The sequence below is a fragment of the Pengzhenrongella sp. genome (genome assembly GCF_036565025.1).
Lineage (GTDB): Bacteria > Actinomycetota > Actinomycetes > Actinomycetales > Cellulomonadaceae > Pengzhenrongella.
This window is the reverse complement of sequence record NZ_DATCNW010000324.1, coordinates 1-14,940: the sequence shown is the minus strand read 5'-3', so window position 1 is coordinate 14,940 and position 14,940 is coordinate 1. Positions and strand designations below refer to the sequence as shown.

Sequence of the window (14,940 nt, the reverse complement as noted above, 5' to 3'; positions counted from 1 at the left end):
CGTCCGAGCGTTGACGTCCTATAGGACGTCAACGCTCGGACGTTACGGGGAGGTGAGAGGCGTCAGTCGCATTGCGGGCCGCTTCACGTTGACGCGAGCGGCGTTGTGCCGACTAAGAGGGGTCAGCGGGCGGCGATCAGGCTCGACGCCTCCTGGCGGGAGGTGCGGGCCTCGCCGAGGTGGGCGAGGGCTTCGGGGATCTCCTGGCCGCGCTTGCGCATGGCCTGGCCCCACAGGCGCCCGGCCCGGTAGGACGAGCGAACCAGCGGTCCGGACATGACGCCGAGGAACCCGATCCGCTCGGCCTCGTCGGACAGCTCGACGAACTCCTCGGGCTTGACCCAGCGGGACACCGGGTGGTGGCGGGCCGACGGGCGCAGGTACTGGTTGATGGTGATGAGGTCGCAGCCGGCCTCGTGCAGGTCCACGAGGGCGTCGCGGGCCTCCTGGGTCGTCTCGCCCATCCCGAGGATGAGGTTCGACTTCGTCACCATGCCGGCGGCCCGCGCCTGCGTCAGCACGGACAGCGAGCGCTCGTACCGGAACGCCGGACGGATCTCCTTGAAGATGCGCGGCACGGTCTCCAGGTTGTGCGCCATGACCTCGGGCCGCGAGGAGAACACCTCGGCGAGCTGGTCGGGCACGGCGTTGAAGTCGGGGATCAGCAGCTCGACGCCGGTGCCGGGATTGAGGTCGTGGATCCGCCGCACGGTCTCGGCGTACAGCCACGCGCCGCCGTCGGGCAGGTCGTCGCGGGCGACGCCGGTGACGGTCGAGTACTTCAGGCCCATCGCCTGCACGGACTCCGCGACGCGGCGCGGCTCGTCACGGTCCAGCGGGTCGGGCTTGCCGGTGTCGATCTGGCAGAAGTCGCAGCGGCGGGTGCACTGGTCACCACCGATGAGGAAGGTCGCCTCGCGGTCCTCCCAGCACTCGAAGATGTTGGGACAGCCGGCCTCTTCGCAGACCGTGTTCAGACCCTCGCGTTTGACCAGTCCCTTGAGCTCGGCGTACTCCGGGCCCATCGTCGCGCGAGTCTTGATCCACGAGGGCTTCTTCTCGATCGGGGTCGCAGCGTTGCGGGCCTCGACCCGCAGCATGCGCCGTCCTTCGGGTGCAATCTTCACGTTCGGCAGCCTACGTCAGGGGCACGGCGGGGGCCCACACAGGTCGATGTGAGACGTGCTAAAGGGCCTGTGACGCTCAACACCGGCTATTTTGGGAATGACCGAGCGAGTGGATCGTCCGCGCTGGGACCTCCGACCTATGCGAGGGCTCCAATGCCTGGTCAGCCTGAGAGCAGGGTTCCCCAAGGACGGGTCGCCCGCCGGCGGAAGGGGGCAAGGCCATGCACGTTCTGGTGACTGTCGGGTCGAGGCACGGTTCGACCCTCGAGATCGGCGAAGAGATCGCGGACGTGCTCGAGCGCGCCGGCAACACCGTCCAGCTGATGGATCCCGACGACGTGACGAGCCTGGCCGGCTTCGACGTGGTGGTGCTCGGCTCGGCGGTGTACGTCGGGCGGCTCAGTGAGTCGGTGAAGGCGCTCGAGCAGCGGCTCGGCGGCGCGCTCACGGCGATCCCGCTGTGGTTCTTCTGGTCGGGCCCCATCGGCAACCCGCCGCGTCCCGTCGAGGAGCCCGACGACGTCGCCGTCCTGGTGCGACAGCTCAAGCCGCGCGGCAGCGCAGTCTTCGGCGGCCGGGTCGAGCGGACCGAGCTCGGGATGTCCGAGCGCGCGCTGGTCGCCCTCGTCGGTGCCAAGGCGGGGGACTACCGCGACTTCGAGGAGATCGACCGCTGGGCCGGGTCCATCGCCAAAGCGATCGCCCCACCCCGCGCCGTCCGCCGCGACACCACGATCCACTGACCAACTTCCGGGGTTTTCGCGAGGATGGGGGTCAGGGCGTTTTCTAGGAGCTTGGGGAGCAGGGTCAGGACGTCGGCGATCCGGATCTGGCGGCCGGTCTCGAGGGAGAGCGACGTGACGCCCGCGTCGGTGATGCCGCACGGCACGATGCGGGAGTACTCCGTCATGTCCGGCTCGCAGTTGAGGGCGAAGCCGTGCATCGTCACGTTCTTGGCCACCCGCACGCCGATCGCCGCGACCTTGCGCTCGAGGCGGTCGCCGTCGGCCGCGAACCACACGCCGCTGCGGCCCTCGACGCGGATCGCGGTCAGGCCGAACTCGGCGCACAGGTCGATGATCGCCTGCTCGAGCGCGCGGACGTAGGCGACGACGTCGACCGGGCTCCCCAGCCGCACGATCGGGTACCCGACCAGCTGGCCGGGGCCGTGCCAGGTGATCCGTCCACCGCGGTCGACGTCGACGACGGGCGTGCCGTCGTCCGGGCGGTCGGCCAGGGCGGTGCGCTTGCCCGCGGTGTACACGCTCTCGTGCTCGCAGAGCAGGACGGTGTCCGGCCGGGTCCCGGCGACGACGTCGGCATGCACCGAGCGCTGGAGCGCCCACGTCTCGCGGTAGTCGGCCAGTCGGGTTCCGAGGTCGAGCTCAATAAACTGCACCGGCCAAGGCTAACGCTCGGGCGATGAGCCGCCTCGATCCGGCGAGTTTCGGCGTTCTGATCGATGCCGAATGGGTGGTTGGCCTGCTCTTCGGGCGGTCGAGATCCTACGCTGGAGGGATGAGCGAGCAGGTGGCAGCGGGGCTGCGGGTAGGAATGGTCGGATACGGCGACTCAGGGCGAGGCATTCACGCCCGGTTGCTGCGCGCGGCGGGGCACGCGGTCACCCATGTCGTGGTCCGCGACGCCGAGCGGGCGGATGCCGCCCGCTCGGACTGGCCGGAGGTCGTCGTCGCGCCCGACGTCGACGCGCTGCTCGAGCATGCGGACGTGCTCGACCTCGTCGTCGTCGCGAGCCCGACCAGCTTCCACGTCGAGCACGCGCTCGCCGTGATCGAGGCGGGACGTCCGCTGGTGGTGGACAAGCCCCTCGCGCCGCACTCGACCGGGGCGCGCCGGCTCGTGCAGGCCGCCAAGTCCGCGGACGTCCCCCTCACGGTGTTCCAGAACCGCCGCTGGGACTCCGAGCAGCTCACGCTGAAGGGCCTGCTGGCCGAGGGGACGCTCGGCGAGGTGCACACCTTCGAGCGCAGGTGGGAGCGCTGGCGGCCGGTCCCGAAGGACCGCTGGAAGGAGAACGACCCGATCGCGGGCGGGCTGCTGCTCGACCTCGGCGCGCACCTCGTCGACTCGGCGACTCAGCTCTTCGGCGAGCCGACGTCGGTCTATGCGGAGATCCGCGCGCTGACGACCCCGATGCCCGACGACGTGTTCCTGTCCCTGCACCACCAGGGCGGCGTGATCAGCCACCTGTGGGCCGGGGCGCTGACCGGGGCGCCGGGCCCCCGCACCCGCGTGCTCGGCAAGAAGGGCTCGTACCTCGTGACCACCTTCGAGGGGGAGCCGACGCCGTTCGAGGCGCTCGACGAGGCAGCCCCCGGCGGTATCGACGGGCACGAGGGCTGGCTGGTGCACGGCGGTGAGCGGGTGCCCGTCCCGCGTGCACCGGGCGGGCACGTCGACTTCTATCGCGCGGTGGGCAGCTGGGTCCTCGCCGGCGGGCCGGTGCCGGTCGATCCGTCGGACGCCGTCGGCACGGCCGACGTGCTCGAGGCCGCGCTGGTCAGCTCGCGTGAGGGACGGATCGTCGCGCTCGTCTGAGTCACTGCGCACCAGAGGCTGTGGACAACGGTCACCGCGGCCCCCCGGGCGGTTCGATGAACCCATGCAGCCCGACGTCGTGCCACCCGACCTGGCCGCGGCGCTGCTCGCCGCCGGCTATCGCGTGGGCGGGCCCGCCGGGGTCGGCTCCCAGTGTCCGGCGTGGTCGGCGTCCGCGGTCGGCGGCGGGCCCGAGGCCCGCACCCGGGTCGTGGTCACGATGCTCGCCGTGCCCACCGGACCCGGCGGCGACGGCATCCGGGCGCGGCTGGACACGCTGCGCGCGCTGCGTCACGAGCACCTGGCCGAGGTCGTCGACGTCGTGCCGGTCAGCGGGACCCGGGAGGCCGGGCGGTGGGCGGTGCTGCTTGCCGAGGTGGCGGGTCCGAACCTCGAGGCGCTGCTCGCGGCGCGGCCGCCGCTCGCCGCCGGCGAGGCGGTCACCCTGGTCGTCCCGCTCGCCGGCGCGCTCGCCGCGCTGCACGACGCCGGCTTGGTGCACGGTGACGTGTCCCCGGCGAACGTGGTCGTGCGACCCGACGGGCGGCCGGTCCTGGTCGACCTGCTCGGGGCGGTGACCGCCGACGCCGGGTCGAGGGCGCCCCGCGGAACGCCCGGGTTCGCGGCGCCCGAGGTCGAGAGCGGCGCCCGGCCGGGCCCGGCCGGCGACGTGCACGCGCTCGCCCGGGTCGCGCTCGCGGCCCTGGAGACCGGGAGCGGCCTCGCGCTCCGGGCGGCCCTGGAAGGGGCCTGCACCCGGGTCGCGAACGACCGACCCTCGGCCGCTGAGCTCGCGGCCCGGTGCTACGCCGCCGCGACGCCCGAGCCGCTCGACCTCCCGGACGCCGCGGTGCTCGCACGCACCACGCTGGCGCGTCTCGCCACCGAATCGAGCCCGCGCTCGGCGGTGACGCGGCAGCCGCCCGGATCGAGGCACCGGGCGGACCGCCGCCGGTGGCGCACCGCGGTGCTGACCCTGGCGGTCGCCGCAGGTGTGGCCGTGTGCGGGGCGCTCGCCGCGGGAGTGCTGGGGCCGGACCCGGCCGACGGCGGGCGTACCGGCCCGAGCCCGGCGGCGGACGCGCCGGCAGCGCACCGCAGCCCCGGGACGGATGCCCCCTCGGTCGCGGCAATCCCTCGCGCGACCTCGAAAGGCGTTCCGTCGGTCGAGGCCGGGCCGACCTTGGGCGACGGCGTGACCTCGGGCGCCGGCGCGACCTCGAGTGCCGGCCCGTCGTCGGACGCCGACCAGTCGTCGGACCCCGACCCGTCGCCTGGCGCCGACCCGGCGCCCGGTGCGCGTTCGGCGAACCGGTCCGATCCGGTGGCGGCCGCGGTCGCGCTGACCGAGCAGCGGGCGACGGCACTGACCACAGGGGATCCCGCCGCGCTGGACGACGTCGAGCTCGCCGGCGCCGCCGCGCACACGGCGGACGTGCAACTGCTCGCCGGCTTGAGGGCGGCGGGCCTGCGGATCGACGGGCTCAAGGCCGAGGTCGTCAACGCGCGGCTGGTCGAGACCGCGCGGACGACGGCCCGGGTCGAGGTCACCTCGTCGTTGACCGCGCACCGCCGGCTGTCGGCCGACGGCGGGGTCGTCGCCGAGGTGGCCGCCCAGCCCGCCCGCGCGATGGTGCTCGAGCTCGCCTGGACCCCCGCCGGCTGGCGGGTCGTGTCGGTGACCGAGCCCGAGTCGGGCACGGACTCGGCCAGCTCGTGACCGACCCGGCTACCTCATGAGCGGGGTCCGCCTCGCGGCTCAGTCGCGGGTCTCCAGCACGGACTTTGCCCGGTCCAGCCCGGCGACCTCGGCATCCATCGACTTCTGCACGGCCTGGCCCATCGCGACCCGCTTGATCCCGGACAGCTCAACGGACAACGAGAAGGTGACCTCGGTCGCTCCCGCCACCGCGCGGAACCGGTACTCGCCGTCCGGTCGAACCGGGCCGGCGATCGTGTGGAAGGCCACCCGGACGCCGGGTTCGTACGCGGTCACCTCGAGGTCCGCGGCGATCGCGGAGCCGGCGGGCCCCGCCACGCGTTGGTGATACTTCGCGCCGACCGCCAGGTCGCCCAGGCGCCGGATCTCCTTGACGCCCGTGCGCCACTTCGGGTCGTTCTCGGCGTCGGCGAAGAAGGCGAACACCTCATCGAGTGGCCGATCGATCACGATGGAACGGCTGGCTTCGGACATCAGCAGAGCCCCCTTCGAGCGTTCCTGCGAGCGTTTCTGCGAGCGTAGCGACGGGCGGCTGCGAAGGAGGGCTGAACGTCGCGCGGAACGGTAGGTACTCTGGGCAGGCTTCAGCGTGCCGACGCGACTGGCTGCCCGGATTCTGCCGGGTGAGCGAAGGACAGCCGCCGGTAGTAGGACCGAACGCCCGGACCCGACGTCTCTGGCGGTCCGGGTACCCCGGGCACGCCCGAGAGGGCGCTCACGTGCCCGATTTCCCTGATGTCCGACCCGAGCCCGACGCTGACCCCGGCCCACCACGGCGACGGGGAGCGGCGCGCTACTGGTCCCTGACCCGCGTTCCCGGTGCGGGGGGATTCTTCGCCGCGTCCACCGTCGCGCGGCTCGGTGTGGCCATGTCCGGCGTGGGGCTGTTGTGGACCGTTCGGCACGACGGCGGATCGTTCGCCGTGGCGGGCGGCGTCGTCGGGGTCTTCGCGATGGCGCAGGCGCTCGGCGCGCCCCAGGTGGCGCGGGCCATGGACCGGTACGGCCAGCCTCGGGTCCTGCCGCTGCTCGTCGCGACCCACGCCGTTGCGGTCGTGCTGCTGGTCGGGAGCGTGGCGACGGGCGCGGCGCTCCCAGTGCTGTGGGCTGCGGCGGCGCTGGCCGGTGCGTCGATCCCGCAGCCTGGCGCCCTCTCGGCGGTCCGCTGGACCCACGCGCTGAGCGACCGGGACCTGCTGGTGACGGCGTTCTCGCTGGAGGCCGTCGCGAACGACGTCGCCTTCATCGTCGGACCCGCGCTGGTGGTCGTCGTCGGCGCCGTCACCGAACCGGTCCTGGGCACGGCGCTCGCCGTGGTCCTTGTCGTCGGCGGCAGCACGGGCCTGGCGGTCCAGCGGTCGTCGGCGCCACCCGCGCAGCGGCGGTCGGCGGCTCGACGTGCCGCGCCCGGCCGTGCGGGCCGCCGGTTGTGGAGCCGCACGTTCGCCGCTCTGCTGGTCGTCAACCTCGCCCTCGGTGCCCTGTTCGGCGCGCTTCAGCTGTCGGTCGCCGGCGCCGCCGTCGAACACGGCGCCGTGGCGCTGGGTGGGGTCGTGTACGCCCTGATGAGCGTGACCGGCCTGCTCGGCGGCATCGCCTACGGAGCGCGCCACCGGGCCTGGTCGCCACAACGCGTCCTGCTCGCCGCGGCGAGCTACCTCGTCGTGGCGACCGGGCTGCTCCAGACCACCGCCGGGATGCGGTCCCTGGCTCTCGTCCTCGCGCTGATCGGGGCGGCCGTCGCTCCGCTGTTCGTCGTGTCGACGATCCTGACCCAGGCCGCGGTGCCGGCGGGCGTGCTGACCCAGGCGCTGGCCTGGTCGGGTTCGGCCAGTGCCGCCGGCACGGCCGTCGGGGCGGCGGTCACGGGCGTCGTCGTGCAGACCCACGGCACGTCAGCGGGCTTCCTCGCGCTGGCCGCCGCGGCTGTGGTGATGACCCTCGCGGCCCTCGGCGCGCGGTCCCGCGAACCTGCTCACGCCGACGCTCACGCCGCGCTCGCGGCCCAGCGACCGCGGCTCAGCGCTCGCGGGCGCCGGATCCGCGCTGGGTCACCCATGTCGCGACGTCGGGCACCTCGGGGTGGACCCAGGTGAAGCCGCTGCGCTCGAGGACGCGCGGCACGGCCCGGATCGAGCCGAGCACCTCCTGGGCGAACTCGCCGAGGATCAGGCGCACCGCGAACGCCGGGGCCGGGACGAGCGCCGGGCGCCGCAGCTCGCGGGCGAGGGCCCGGGTGATCTCGATGTTGGTCGCCGGGTGCGGTGTGCACATGTTGACCGGGCCCGAGATCGGCGCGTCGAGGAGGTGCACCATGGCGCTCACGTGGTCGACCAGCGAGATCCAGCTCCAGTACTGGCGGCCGGAGCCGAGCGGGCCACCGACCCCGGCACGCACGAGCGGCAGCAGCCGCCCCAGCGCGCCACCCGACGGGGACATCACGATGCCCGAGCGCAGGTGCGCCACCCGGACCCCCGCCTCTTCGGCGGGTGCCGTCGAGCCCTCCCAGGCCCGCACGACGTCCGCGAAGAAGGTGTCCCCGAGCGTCGAGGACTCGTCCAGCAGTTCGTCGCCGCGACCCGCGTACGTGCCGTACGCCCCGATGCCCGACGCGTTGAGCAGCACCGACGGCGGCACGTCCAGCTCCGCGATGGTCCGCGCCAACAGCGCGGTCGTGCGGGTGCGCGAGCTCAGCACGACCTTCTTGTAGGCGCTGGTGAGCCGGTGGTCGCCGACGCCCGCCCCTGCGAGGTTCACCACGGCGTCCGTCCCGTCGAGGTCGCGCGGGTCGAGCCGGCCGGCGTCGGGGTCCCAGGAGATCTCGCCCCCGCCCGACGACGCGCCGCGCACCAGCCGCCGAACGGTGTGGCCCCGACGGGACAGCTCGGCGACCAGGGCGTTTCCGATCAGGCCGCGCGAGCCGGCCACGACGATCTGCATGGTGGTCAGCCTAGGCGGGGGTGTCGCGCGCCGGGCGGGCGCGGGGGAGCCCGCTGTGTGGGCCGGGTGAAAGATCGCGAGGCATTGACCGTAGCCTTCGACCCGTGCGGGGTCGGGCGGTTGCGCGGCGGGGTCTAGTTGTGAGCAGCCCGGACGCTAGCACCCATGACCGAAGTCGAAGACGAGGAGCACTGGTAGCGCGGCCCTTCGCCGCGACGTGAGCATCGCGCCGCCACCCGGTGGTCGCGCGTTGTTCTCGCCGCGGCGGGCGCGTCGGGATTGCCGTTGACCGGCCCTGTCTGCTCACCACACATCACCCGGACGGGCGATCTTCTACAGGCACCCGCAGTAGGGCAGTGCGTACGACAGCCACACGCCGATCACGACGAGAGTGGCCACGGCAACCACTGCCAGCCGGCCGCGCCGTCCGACACGTCCTGGCCGCAGGCTCCAGGCCCCGTAGCAGAGGAATGCGACGAGCAGGGCACCGGCGCTGACCGTGAGTGTGGGGTGATGGCGCCACCCCCAGACGGCGCCGAGGACCGTCCCGGCGAGCAGTGCGCACGCGAGTGCAGTCAGCACCACGTCGCCCAACGCGCCGAACGTGAACGAACCGAAACCACTGCTGAGACGGCGCCAGACGCCGCTCGGACGGTTCGGTCCGTGCTCGTTGTCGCCTTCGACTTCCACGGGGCAACCGTAGGGGTGCCGGCGACCGTCGGGTGCCGGTCAGGTAGCGCGAAGCGGAGCGTCCCAGCCGGCAGCGCGAACTACCGCCGCAGCGACGTCGGCGACGCTCAGTTCGCTCGCGTCCACCGCGAAGTCCTCGACGAGCGCACGCTCGAGGATCGCGTCGAGCTCGCCGGACCGGTCCAGGTGCCAGGCCAGAGCTGCGTCGTCGTCGTGCCGTCCGATGAGTCGCGCTCGCACGGTCGGCAGGTCCACGAGCAGTCGGCACACCGTGAGCGGGACGCCGAGCGTCTCCTGGTAGCGGACCCGCTCCTCGCGGGTCTCGACAACCCCGGCGAGCACGAGCCGGACCGCACCGGCATCGAGGAAGTTGTGGGCTACCGAGCGCACGTTCGCGAGCGTCACCGCGAGGTTGAACCGGTCGTCAGGCGGGCTGGGCCACGTGCGCCGCAGCCAGTCGAGGTCGATGACGGCGTGCGGTACCTCCGCCGCGGTCAGCAGGTCGCCGATCATCCCGGCCACCGAGGTCTTGCCTGATCCGACCGTGCCCGTGATCAGTAGCGCGCTGAGATTCACCACGAGTCGCCTACGGAGCGCCGTGGGTGGCCGGAGCGACCAATGCTTCCGCGACGGCCGCCTGCCGACCCCGCCGGGCGCCGGCGGCCACCCCCGCCACGAGCGCCACCGCTCCACCGAGCAAACACCAGGTCACCGCCAACGGGCTCAGCCCGGCAAGAACCAGGAAAGCGATCGGCCCGAGGATCGCGCCATCGGCGCGGGGATGCGCGTGCGACCAGCGCGTCAGGGCCTGGGGTCGCGCGATGCTCGCCACGCCGATCCAGCCGTAGACGATCACGGCCAAGATCCCGAGGGCCACCCCGCGCTGCGCGGCGACCCCGTAGATGAGGAACGCGAGCACCGGCACGAACAGCAACCGGATCCACAGAGGAGGATGCGCGTCGCCGCCGGTGAACCACTGCTGAGACTGGCTCAAGTCCTCATCCTTGTCCTCGGTCGGACGCTCATCGGGCCAAGCACAACGTCCGCGACCCGCGAGCCAGGAGGCCTCGCGGGGCGCGGACGCCGTCGGCGGCCGTGTGCCGCCCGTGCTTTCAGCGAGCGGTCAGAGCCCGACCTCGGCCTCGAACGCGCCCTCTTCGATGCGGTTCTTCACGGACATCAGGTAGCGAGCCGCGTCGCCGCCGTCGACCAAGCGGTGGTCGTAGGACAGCGACAGGTAGATCATCGAGCGGATCGCGATGATGTCCGACCCATCCGCGTCCTTCGCGATGACCGGACGCTTGACGATCGTGCCGGTGCCGAGGATCGCGACCTGCGGCAGCGCCACGATCGGCGTGTCGATGAGCGCGCCGCCCGAACCGGTGTTGGTGATCGTGAACGTGCCGCCCGTCAGGTCGTCCGGTCCCACCTTGTTCGCACGGGTGCGAGAGGCGAGGTCGACGATCTTGCGGGCGATCCCGGCGAGGTTGAGATCGCCGGCGTCCTTGATGACCGGCACGACGAGGCCGCGCTCGGTGTCGACCGCGATGCCGAGGTTCTCGGAGCCGTGGTAGACGATCTGGTCGCCCTCGATGCTGGCGTTGATCTTCGGGTGGATCTTGAGCGCCTCGACGGCGGCCAGCGCGAAGAACGGCAGGAACGTGAGGTTCACACCTTCGCGAGCCTGGAACGACGCCTTGGCCTGCACCCGCAGGCGAGCGACCTTGGAGACGTCCACCTCGACGACCGTCGTGAGCTGAGCCGAGGTCTGCATCGACTCCACGAGACGATCCGCGACGAGCCTGCGCAGCCGGGACATCTTCGCCGTCGTGCCGCGCAGCGGCGAGACGGCGACCGGAGCGGACTTCTTGGCGGGTGCCGAGGCCGCGGCGGCGGGTGCCGGAGCAGCTGCCGCAGCGGCGGCGGCCTTGGCGGCCTCCGCAGCCTTCGCGGCCGCCTCGAGGACGTCCTCCTTGCGGATCCGCCCGCCGACGCCGGTCCCGGTCAGCGACGTCAGCTCGACGCCCTTCTCGGCGGCCAGCTTGCGAACCAGCGGGGTCAGGTAGCTGCCCGACGCCGCCGGGGCGCCGCGCGCGCGCGTCGGCGCGGCAGCCGGTGCGGCCGCCGGAGCCGGAGCAGCGGCCGGTGCGGCAACGGGCGCCGGAGCCTGCTGCACGGGAGCCGCCTTCGGGGCCTCCTGCACGACCGGGGCCGGCGCGGGAGCCTCCTCGGGTGCGGCAGCCTGCGGAGCGGCCGCGGCCGGAGCGGGAGCAGCTGCGGGCGAGCCACCGCCGGTGCCCGAACCGATCACGGCCAGGACGGCGCCGACCTCGACGGTCTCGTCCTCCTGCACCAGGATCTGCTGCAGGGTGCCCGCGAACGGGGACGGGATCTCGGTGTCGACCTTGTCGGTCGAGACCTCGAGCAGGGGCTCGTCGACCGCGACGTCGTCGCCGACGGCCTTGAGCCAGCGGGTGACCGTGCCCTCGGTGACGCTCTCGCCGAGTGCCGGCAACTTCACCGGCGAACCCTCGGATGCCTCGGCGGCCGGTGCGGCCTGCGCCGCGGGGGCCTCCTGCGCCGGAGCCGGAGCCGGAGCGGCCGCGGGAGCCTCGTCGGCCGGAGCCTGCGCCGCGGGTGCGGCCGGCTCGGCCGGCTCGGCCGCCACGGGTGCCGCTTCGGCGGGTGCGCCGGCGCTGCCGGCACCCTCGCCGGAGCCGATCAGCGCGATGACGGCGCCGACCTCCACGGTCTCGTCCTCCTGGACGAGGATCTGCTCGAGAACGCCCGCGAACGGCGACGGGATCTCGGTGTCGACCTTGTCGGTCGAGATTTCGACCAGCGGCTCGTCGAGGGCGACGGTGTCGCCCACGGCCTTGAGCCAGCGGGTGACGGTGCCCTCGGTGACGCTCTCACCGAGCGCCGGCAACTGCACGGAGTCAGACATGAGCGCTCGCATCTCCTTGGTACATGGGTCAGTTGTGGGCGTGCAGCGGCTTGCCGGCGAGGGCCATGTGGGCCTCGCCGAGAGCCTCGTTCTGGGTGGGGTGTCCGTGCACGAGGGAGGCGACGTCTTCCGGGTACGCCTCCCAGTTCACGATCAGCTGGCCTTCGCCGATGAGCTCTCCGACGCGGGCACCGATCATGTGCACCCCGATGACGGGACCGTCCTTGCGGCGTACGAGCTTGATGAAGCCCGTCGTCGCGAGGATCTGGCTCTTGCCGTTGCCGCCGAGGTTGTACTCGACGGTCTCCACGGCATCGGCACCGTGGATCTCCTTGGCCTTGGCCTCCGTGAGGCCCACCGAGGCGACCTCGGGGTCGGAGTAGGTCACGCGCGGGATGCCGGACTCGACGATGCTCACCGGGGCGAGCCCGGCGATCTCCTCGGCGACGAAGATCCCCTGCGCGAAGCCGCGGTGCGCGAGCTGCAGGCCGGGGACGATGTCGCCGACGGCGTAGATGTTGCCGACCCCCGTGTGCAGGCGCTCGTTGGTGATCACGAAGCCGCGGTCGAGGGTCAGGCCCTGCTCCTCGTAACCGAGGCCGGACGTGCTCGGCCCGCGCCCGACGGCGACCAGCAACAGGTCGGCGTCGAACGTCTTGCCGTCCTCGAGCGAGACGTGCACGCCCTGGTCGTCCTGGGTGACCCCCGCGAAGCGGACGCCGAGGTTGAAGTTGATGCCGCGCTTGCGGAACGCGCGCTCGAACGCCTTGCAGAGCGCCTCGTCCTCGTTCGGCACGAGGTGGGGGAGCGCCTCGATGATCGTCACGTCGGCCCCGAAGGACTTCCAGACGCTCGCGAACTCCGAGCCGATCACGCCGCCGCCGAGCACGATGACGGACTTCGGCACCCAGTCGAGCAGCAGTGCCTGGTCGGACGTGATGACCCGGCCACCGATCTCCAGGCCCGGCAGCGAGCGGGCGTAGGAGCCGGTGCCGAGCACGATGTGCCGGCCGGTGATCCGCTCGCCGTTGACCTCGACGGCGTCGGGGCCGACGAGCTTGCCCCAGCCCTCGAGGACGGTGATCTTGCGGGACTTGATCAGCCCCTGCAGGCCCTTGTACAGGCGTGCGACGACGCCGTCCTTGTAGCTGTTGACGCCCGCCATGTCGATGCGCTCGAGCGTGGTGTGCACGCCGAACTGCTCGCCCTCACGGGCGTGGTCGGCGAGCTCCGCGGCGTGCAGCAGCGCCTTGGTCGGGATGCAGCCGTTGTGGAGGCAGGTGCCTCCGACCTTGCCTCCCTCGACCAGGGCGACCTTCAGGCCGAGCTGGGCGCCACGCAGGGCGGCCGCGTAGCCGCCACTCCCTCCGCCTAGGACCACGATGTCGAAAACGGTGCCGTTCGTGTCGGCCACGTGGGACTCCTCCGGTGCAGACTTGATTGTCCTGATGATCTAGCGGCTCATCTTGTCATCGCGGGCCCTTCGCCCCTAACCGGAACGGGCATTTGCTGATGTGAGCATCGGAACATTCATCCCATGTCTAGGCGATGTTCAGGGTTTCCCCAGCCCATCACCAGGTCCGGTGGCTAAAGTGCCCCGATGGGCTTGTTCACTCGACGCAAACGCGCTCCCGGGGCGACGGCGGCGCCGTCGCCCCGGGAGGCACAGACCGCCACGCGCGCCCACTTCCGGGAGTTCGTCCGGACCCGGGTGGGCGTCGAGGCCTTCATCGAGCCGGTGACCAGCTCGACGCCGATGACGCTCGTCCTGATCGCGACGTCGGGCGAGTGGACCCGGCGACGCGTGCCGGACGGGAAGACCGCGACCGAGATCGCACGGTCCATGGGCATCCCGGTGTACGACGTGCACCGCACCGGCTACCCGCAGCGGATGCGGGACTGGAACAGCCGCCAGAGCATCCTGGCCAAGCGCGAGCGCCTGGCCAGGATGCGGGGCCTGCAAGACTCCTGAGCGGGCTACTTCTTCTTCGGGGTCTGGTTCTCCAGGACCGTGAGCATCGTCCGCACGCCGACGCCGGTGCCGCCGACCGGGGTGTAGCCGTGCGCGGCCTTCTCGTTGAACGAGGGGCCGGCGATGTCCAGGTGCGCCCACGGGGTCGACCCGACGAACTCGCGCAGGAACAGCCCGGCGGTCAGCATCCCGCCCCAGCGGTCGGAGATGTTCTGCAGGTCGGCGACCTTCGAGTTCAGGCCGGGGCGCAGGTCCTCGGGCAGCGGCATCGGCCAGAACTGCTCGCCGGACGCGTCCGCGGCGCTGACCACGTCGGCGCGCAGCTCCTCGGTGCCCATCACGGCCGAGACCCGCTGGCCGAGCGCGACGACCTGCGCGCCAGTGAGCGTCGCGATGTCCAGGACGGCGTCCGGCTTCTCCTCGACGGCCGCGACCAGGCCGTCGGCGAGGACCAGCCGGCCCTCGGCGTCCGTGTTGAGCACCTCGACGGTCTTGCCGCCGCGGATGGTGATGACGTCCGACGGGCGCTGGGCCGATCCCGACGGCATGTTCTCCGCGAGGCACAGCCACCCCGTCACGGCGACCGGAAGCTCGAGGCGCGCGGCCGCGATCACGGTGTGCAGCACGGCGGCGGCTCCCGACATGTCGGACTTCATCGCCTCCATGCCGGCGGCGGGTTTGATCGAGATGCCGCCCGAGTCGAACGTGATCCCCTTGCCGACCAGGGCGATCTTCGCCGTCGGGCGCGAGGGGGAGTAGGCGACCTTGACCAGGCGCGGTCCGCGCGCGGACCCCTGCCCGACGGCGATCAGCCCGCCGTACCCGCCCGCGGCCAGGGCCTTCTCGTCGAGCACGGTGATCTTCACGCCGGTGCCCTTGACGGCGACCTTCGCGAGGTCCGCGAACGCCTCGGGGTACAGGTCGTTGGGTGCGGTGTTGATCAGGTCGCGCGTGGCGTGGACGGCGGCGGCGATCGCCTCGGCGC

Annotated in this window: 15 protein-coding genes; 5 read left to right on the top strand and 10 right to left on the bottom strand. The window is 72.5% G+C overall.

Going from position 1 to position 14,940, the window contains the following annotated elements; genetic code table 11:
* Nucleotides 1-122: 122 nt before the first annotated feature.
* A complete protein-coding gene (lipA, locus tag VIM26_RS18775; protein WP_331954049.1) occupies nucleotides 123-1,127 on the bottom strand; it encodes a lipoyl synthase in 1,005 nt (334 codons plus the stop codon).
* 221 nt (nucleotides 1,128-1,348) lie between these two features.
* Here lipA and VIM26_RS18770 point away from each other — a divergent pair, with 221 nt between their 5' ends.
* The gene (locus VIM26_RS18770) at nucleotides 1,349-1,870 is read left to right on the top strand and encodes a flavodoxin domain-containing protein (RefSeq protein ID WP_331954047.1); all 522 of its coding nucleotides are present in this window, start codon (nucleotides 1,349-1,351) and stop codon (nucleotides 1,868-1,870) included.
* Here the strand turns inward: VIM26_RS18770 and lipB are convergent.
* Complete coding sequence (gene lipB / locus VIM26_RS18765) at nucleotides 1,774-2,526, bottom strand: lipoyl(octanoyl) transferase LipB (protein WP_331954045.1); 753 nt, start codon at nucleotides 2,524-2,526, stop codon at nucleotides 1,774-1,776. The two genes, VIM26_RS18770 and lipB, sit on opposite strands and share 97 nt — an antisense overlap.
* A gap of 119 nt (nucleotides 2,527-2,645) precedes the next feature.
* On the opposite strand from lipB, the gene VIM26_RS18760 reads away from it, so the two are divergent.
* A complete protein-coding gene (locus tag VIM26_RS18760) occupies nucleotides 2,646-3,686 on the top strand; it encodes a Gfo/Idh/MocA family protein (protein ID WP_331954043.1) in 1,041 nt (346 codons plus the stop codon).
* A 64-nt stretch (nucleotides 3,687-3,750) separates the two neighbouring features.
* On the top strand, nucleotides 3,751-5,406 hold the full coding sequence (locus VIM26_RS18755) for a protein kinase domain-containing protein (RefSeq protein WP_331954041.1): 1,656 nt from the start codon (nucleotides 3,751-3,753) through the stop codon (nucleotides 5,404-5,406).
* Between the two features lie 39 nt (nucleotides 5,407-5,445).
* Here VIM26_RS18755 and VIM26_RS18750 read toward each other — a convergent pair whose 3' ends face one another.
* Entirely contained in the window at nucleotides 5,446-5,880 is a 435-nt protein-coding gene (locus tag VIM26_RS18750; RefSeq protein ID WP_331954039.1) for an SRPBCC family protein, read from the bottom strand.
* Between the two features lie 245 nt (nucleotides 5,881-6,125).
* Between VIM26_RS18750 and VIM26_RS18745 the strand changes: the two genes are divergently transcribed.
* A complete protein-coding gene (locus VIM26_RS18745; protein WP_331954037.1) occupies nucleotides 6,126-7,502 on the top strand; it encodes an MFS transporter in 1,377 nt (458 codons plus the stop codon).
* Here the strand turns inward: VIM26_RS18745 and VIM26_RS18740 are convergent.
* The 6 genes from VIM26_RS18740 to lpdA all read right to left on the bottom strand — a co-directional run bounded on the left by VIM26_RS18740 (nucleotide 7,426) and on the right by lpdA (nucleotide 13,397).
* Nucleotides 7,426-8,346, bottom strand: coding sequence for a TIGR01777 family oxidoreductase (locus VIM26_RS18740; RefSeq protein ID WP_331954035.1), 921 nt, complete (start codon nucleotides 8,344-8,346; stop codon nucleotides 7,426-7,428). The two genes, VIM26_RS18745 and VIM26_RS18740, sit on opposite strands and share 77 nt — an antisense overlap.
* 333 nt (nucleotides 8,347-8,679) lie before the next feature.
* Nucleotides 8,680-9,036, bottom strand: coding sequence for a hypothetical protein (locus VIM26_RS18735; protein WP_331954033.1), 357 nt, complete (start codon nucleotides 9,034-9,036; stop codon nucleotides 8,680-8,682).
* Nucleotides 9,037-9,075: 39 nt separating this feature from the next.
* A complete protein-coding gene (locus VIM26_RS18730) occupies nucleotides 9,076-9,612 on the bottom strand; it encodes an adenylyl-sulfate kinase (RefSeq protein ID WP_331954031.1) in 537 nt (178 codons plus the stop codon).
* Nucleotides 9,613-9,622: 10 nt separating this feature from the next.
* The gene (locus tag VIM26_RS18725; protein WP_331954029.1) at nucleotides 9,623-10,030 is read right to left on the bottom strand and encodes a hypothetical protein; all 408 of its coding nucleotides are present in this window, start codon (nucleotides 10,028-10,030) and stop codon (nucleotides 9,623-9,625) included.
* 129 nt (nucleotides 10,031-10,159) lie between these two features.
* Nucleotides 10,160-11,983, bottom strand: a complete 1,824-nt coding sequence (sucB, locus tag VIM26_RS18720; RefSeq protein WP_331954027.1) for a 2-oxoglutarate dehydrogenase, E2 component, dihydrolipoamide succinyltransferase — start codon at nucleotides 11,981-11,983, stop codon at nucleotides 10,160-10,162.
* Nucleotides 11,984-12,011: 28 nt separating this feature from the next.
* Nucleotides 12,012-13,397 (bottom strand): dihydrolipoyl dehydrogenase, encoded by a 1,386-nt coding sequence (gene lpdA, locus VIM26_RS18715; protein ID WP_331954025.1) that lies wholly within the window; start codon nucleotides 13,395-13,397, stop codon nucleotides 12,012-12,014.
* 186 nt (nucleotides 13,398-13,583) lie between these two features.
* On the opposite strand from lpdA, the gene VIM26_RS18710 reads away from it, so the two are divergent.
* Nucleotides 13,584-13,955, top strand: a complete 372-nt coding sequence (locus tag VIM26_RS18710; protein ID WP_331954023.1) for an oxidoreductase — start codon at nucleotides 13,584-13,586, stop codon at nucleotides 13,953-13,955.
* Nucleotides 13,956-13,960: 5 nt separating this feature from the next.
* Here VIM26_RS18710 and VIM26_RS18705 read toward each other — a convergent pair.
* Nucleotides 13,961-14,940 (bottom strand): leucyl aminopeptidase (locus tag VIM26_RS18705; protein ID WP_331954021.1); only part of this gene is annotated, 980 nt, incomplete at its 5' end.